Genomic DNA, 5,037 nt, shown 5'->3' on the forward strand with positions numbered 1-5,037 from the left:
CCAACACCGTATATAAAAAATTGCTGATTTTAGCTAAATCAAAAGGTCGTTGCACGTTTGCTACGTCTGATTTTCCTTCGGAAAATCCTCGCACGCAAACACGCAACTTTCCATATACAAACACGTTGTGCTTAATGTGGGGAACGTCTTCGCATTTGAAATAATTAATGATTTTATACAATGAGAATATTACTGTATTTAGTGATTTGCTTACTTACTAATAATTTGATAGCACAAACAAATAGGTATGAAAAACCTATTCCAGCTAATCCTCAATCTACATTTGTTCCTTTAACGATGGAGCAAATGAAAATAGTAGCTAAAGGTAGGGCTATTGAAAAAGCTAATAGACAAAAAAGGTTTTCAGAATATGTTGCTAAATCAAGTGAATATATTGAATTGGAAAAATGGGAATATGCTCTGGAATACATTAAACGCGCAGAACAAACTAACTTTTACAGTAATATTTTATATTATAACAAAGGCATTGTATATTATAATTTAAGAAAAAAAGGAAAACTAAAAAAGGTAATTAAAACTGCTAAAAAACACTATTATTTTGAGATTGTTGATTTATTAACACCTAAACTTAACAGCCTATAGATTAAAATGTTTAAACGCCAAAATGAGATAAATCCAAAGAACAAATATAAATTCAACTCTTATTTAGGTTATAACCGAGATTGGTGGAATTATTATGGTCAATATAAAAATGCGATAGACGAATTAGTAAATGGTATTGAAAAAAACATTCCGATTGACACTATTTCATTACCGCTTTTGTTTATGATAAGACATTCAATAGAACTTGGTTTAAAAGCAAATATTTTAAAGCTTCAAGAAGTAAACTTAACTATTGATAAAATAAAATTAGGAGGTACTAAATCCCATTCTATTGAAATATTGTATAATAAATTCGAAGAGCATTTAAACTTAATAAAAGAAAGATATGAAATACGAAAATCTATTCAAGAAGAAATAAATAATTATTTAAAAAGTTTTGAGCCACTTAAAAATAAATTACACAAATTAGACAAAGGTTCATTTAACTTTAGATATCCAGTTGATGTAAAAGGTAACTATAATTTTAATTGGGATAAAGAAGAAAATATTTCTGATATTATTAATTTATATTATAAAATCCAACCATTTATTATTTTCACAAATAGGATTCTTTATGAAGAAGGAGTTTTTGGATTCGATGAATTATAGCAGAAATAAAGAAACACTAAGCACAACATTGTATATAAAAAATTGCTATTTTATGCTTAACCAAAGTTAGTTGCTCGTTTGCTAGCTTCTGATTTTCCTTCGGAAAATCCTCGCACACAAACACGCAACTTTCCATATACATAAACGTTGTGTGTAATTTGAGAAAAATCGTCATCCGAATCAAATTTCGAAAAAAAATCCAAAAGAATTAATGGAATTATCAAATGAATTTATTCTAAAAGATAGCTTAAAAAGAATCGAGGAAATTTATTCAGTTGCTAGTGAACTCTATAAAAATGAGGAATATGAACAAGCTTTTAGAATGTTAAACTCTGGTTCCACATTTCTCGGAATTTTAAATGCTTTAGACCAATCAAAATTCTTAACCTGGAAAGTAAAATTTATCGGAATTCAATGTAACATTTGTATAGAACAAAATAAACCAGATTACAATAGCTACTTATTTTATTATACTTCATCGTTTTGTTATTCGATAATACAAGAGTTAGCTCAATTTCCAACAAGTGCAAATTTTTTTCGATGGAGAGAACTATTTAAGAATACACCCAACGAATTCTTCTTTTTTAACAAGCATAGTGAATTCAATAATGCTCTGACCGAGTTAAAATTAATAAAACACAAGGATTTAATATTGGAAAGAATATTTAAGTTTTGTTTTGAAAAACTTCCAATAATTTATGGAATAAAACCAAAATATCTCAATCAAGTAGAGTTAGACAAATATTTTAAAGAAAGGGTTGCTGAACTTTACAATGTGATAAAAGAGTGTGAACTATTAAGTTCAAAAGATTTATCACTTGTTACTGTGAAAATTGGAAATTCGGTAAGAGAAATTTATGACATTAAAATTTAAAAATAAATAACACACTATATTTGTTTATAATTTGAGAAAATGAACGAAATTAACATCAAGTCTTCAACAATTGAGAAATCACTTGAACTTGCTAAAGAGTTTTTAGGCAAACTTGTTGGTCCTTCAGTTGAAGAAATGGGACTATTATTTGGCGACAATATAAAACTCTGGCGATTAAAAAACCAAACTAGAAATTTTGAAAAAGTTAAGAAAATAGCTAACAAGCGTGGAATAGAATTAAAAAAAATAAACTTAAAAGTTTTGATTCCTTATCTCGAAGGTATATCGCTAGAAGAAAATGAATTTCTTCAAGATAAATGGGCAAATTTAATGACTAATTATTTAGATTCTAATAAAAATCTTACAATTACTGTTTACCCATCAATATTAACTCAACTTTCGACAAACGAAGTTAAAATATTAGATTTTCTAAATAAAAAAAACAGACTTAATATCGGACTAATTAATGACCATCGTAAAACGAAAGATGTAGAATATAATTTTGCAGAAATTGCAAACCTTGAACGACTCGGTTTAATTAAAGAAGTAGTCCACATTTCGAAATTTGGCGATGGAGAAAGAGATTATGAAGAGCAAAATTCCGATGAATTCTATCTTACAAGTTTTGGGTCTGATTTTGTAAAAGCGTGTGATAAATAAAAACTACACACAACAATGTGTATAATTCATTGCTAGTTATAGCTTACTTACGAAAGTCCTCGCGGACTTTCTATCTGTGATTTATTTGCTAACTTTAGTGCTTAAACACGCAACGAAATCATACACTAGACCGTTACAAAAAATAGCTCCGAACTCACTCAGACGCGGAGAAATCTGATGGAAAACTAAATCGGAATTTGAACAAAGCAGCACGCGGAACTGAACACTCAAACTCTGAATTTTAAAAAGTAGAATCTGAAAATTGCTATGCGGAATCTCACTCGAACGGAATTGAGCAACGCTGCGGAATTTTAGAACATTTAAAAAAAGCGTGGTTTACTGTTCGCGATTTTTTTTTGAGAATTTTAAGCTAGAATATTCTAAAAAACTCAAAACCTGAATTTTAAATTTTGCGCGGACAAAATGCAGAGCGCAACCAATCTCCCGTGTCGCTACATTTTGTAACACCGTATAAGTTTAATTGCTGCTGATTTTCCTACGGAAAATCCTCGCATTTTTACTATCTTAGTTTCTTAATCTGAAAATCTTAACAGATTTTCAGCGCAACTAATCTTATACAAATACGTTAGCATACATTTGAACGCAACCTTTTCAAAAAAATGACATCTATTAATAAACTACAATCATTATGAAAAATTATTTTTTACTTTTATTTGTTGGAATCACATTTTTAAACTGCTCAAATAATGATGATAATTCTCAAGAATTACAATTAATTGGAACTTGGAATTGGGTTGAATCTTCAGGTGGAATTGATGGTAGAACTGAAACACCAACATCAACTGGAAATTCAATGAAAATAGAAATTTCTAGTAATTCAGTCAAAAGATATTTGAATGGGAATTTGGAATCCGAACTAACTTACTCAACTGAATTTGAAGAATATAATGGAGAACAATGGCTAAAAATCATTTATGAAAATGAATGGGAACAACACGTTGACTTAAATACAGACTACTTAATTCTTTATGATAGGTGTTCTGATTGTTTTCAATATGAATATGTGAGAGAATAAAACGTATGCTAACACCGTATAAAATTAATTGCTAGTTCTAACCTACTTTCGAAAGTCCTCACAGACTTTCTACCTGTGTTTTATTTGCTAACTTTAGTGCTTGAAACACGCAACTAATCTTATACAAACACGTTGTAAATCATAGCGCTCACTCAGACGGCGGAAAATTACAAATCTGAAAACCTCTGATTTCCGAAAAAGAAAACTCTGAATTATTACGCGGAGAAAACCACTCAAACTCTGAATTTGACAAACTTTACGCGGAATCTCACTCATGCGGAATTAAGCCAGTTTGCGGAATTTTAAAAACGCTGACCAAACAAATATTACGCGGAATTTCACTCTTGCGGATTGAAAATTGTTTCGGAAAAATCCTGAATCGGAATTTACTCAAACGCGGAACTTCATTCAAGCGGAATAACAAATCTGAAAATGCTACAATTTACAACACCGTATAAAATTAATTGCTTCTGATTTTCCTGCGGAAAATCCTCGCATTTTTACTATCTTAGTTTCTTAATCTGAAAATCTTAACAGATTTTCAGCGCAACTAATCTTATACAAATACGTTGTAAAACATTTGAACAAAAATTATGGGAATAGAAAAAACCGAAAAATTACTGAATAAGTTTGACTATAAATTTGAAAAGAAAAACAACAAAATAATAGTCAAATCTGACTTTGCTCAAAGAATAATAATTGACTTTTCTGACCCAGAAAAAATAAAAATAACGGACAGACTAGTAGGTTGGAATTTCTTAACTGGACTTATCGAAATGAGTATAAAAAATGCTACTCTTTACAATTTTATTGGAGCGATAATCATGACCTTTCTATTCGTTTACTTGGATTTAGAATATGGCGGACTGAATTTGGTGTTCTTCTTTTTAGCATTCATAATTTGGGTACTTCTTTGGACATTATTTTACCTAGTTAAAGCGGAAAACCTGAAACGGATTTTAACAAGTTGGAATGAATAAAAATACGCTGAATAAAAAACGTTTTACAACAATGTATAACCGCAATTACGGCGGATTCGACTACGTCCGAATCCACTCGGAATTGCGAGCGTTAGTGCTTAATCGAAAAATAAGTAAATTTAACCCGTAACTGACGGTTATACGAGACCGTTACCCAACATTTGAAAAAAACATCGAGAATCAATTTGAACATCAGTTTACAAAATATAAATTGGACTAAAAAAAGCGGATTTCTGATTATCGGAATTATGATAACAATTGCAATGACGAAAAAC

Annotated in this window: 6 protein-coding genes; all 6 read left to right on the plus strand. The window is 29.9% G+C overall.

What is annotated here, in order from left to right:
- The first annotated feature begins 225 nt into the window (after positions 1–225).
- Positions 226–603 carry a hypothetical protein gene (locus ACNG5D_RS15730; RefSeq protein ID WP_418184485.1) on the plus strand — a complete coding sequence of 126 codons (378 nt, stop codon included), beginning with the start codon at positions 226–228 and terminating at the stop codon, positions 601–603.
- Positions 604–609: 6 nt separating this feature from the next.
- Positions 610–1,212, plus strand: a complete 603-nt coding sequence (locus tag ACNG5D_RS15735; RefSeq protein ID WP_418184486.1) for a hypothetical protein — start codon at positions 610–612, stop codon at positions 1,210–1,212.
- A 211-nt stretch (positions 1,213–1,423) separates the two neighbouring features.
- Positions 1,424–2,086 (plus strand): hypothetical protein, encoded by a 663-nt coding sequence (locus ACNG5D_RS15740; protein ID WP_418184487.1) that lies wholly within the window; start codon positions 1,424–1,426, stop codon positions 2,084–2,086.
- A gap of 39 nt (positions 2,087–2,125) precedes the next feature.
- Positions 2,126–2,746: an Abi-alpha family protein gene (locus ACNG5D_RS15745; protein WP_418184488.1), complete on the plus strand. Its 621-nt coding sequence runs from the start codon at positions 2,126–2,128 to the stop codon at positions 2,744–2,746.
- 649 nt (positions 2,747–3,395) lie between these two features.
- Positions 3,396–3,782, plus strand: coding sequence for a hypothetical protein (locus ACNG5D_RS15750; RefSeq protein WP_418184489.1), 387 nt, complete (start codon positions 3,396–3,398; stop codon positions 3,780–3,782).
- A 593-nt stretch (positions 3,783–4,375) separates the two neighbouring features.
- The gene (locus ACNG5D_RS15755; RefSeq protein ID WP_418184490.1) at positions 4,376–4,762 is read left to right on the plus strand and encodes a TVP38/TMEM64 family protein; all 387 of its coding nucleotides are present in this window, start codon (positions 4,376–4,378) and stop codon (positions 4,760–4,762) included.
- The last annotated feature ends 275 nt before the right edge of the window (positions 4,763–5,037 follow it).

It is taken from the genome of Algibacter ulvanivorans, from assembly GCF_048381495.1.
GTDB classification, from domain to species: domain Bacteria; phylum Bacteroidota; class Bacteroidia; order Flavobacteriales; family Flavobacteriaceae; genus Algibacter_B; species Algibacter_B ulvanivorans.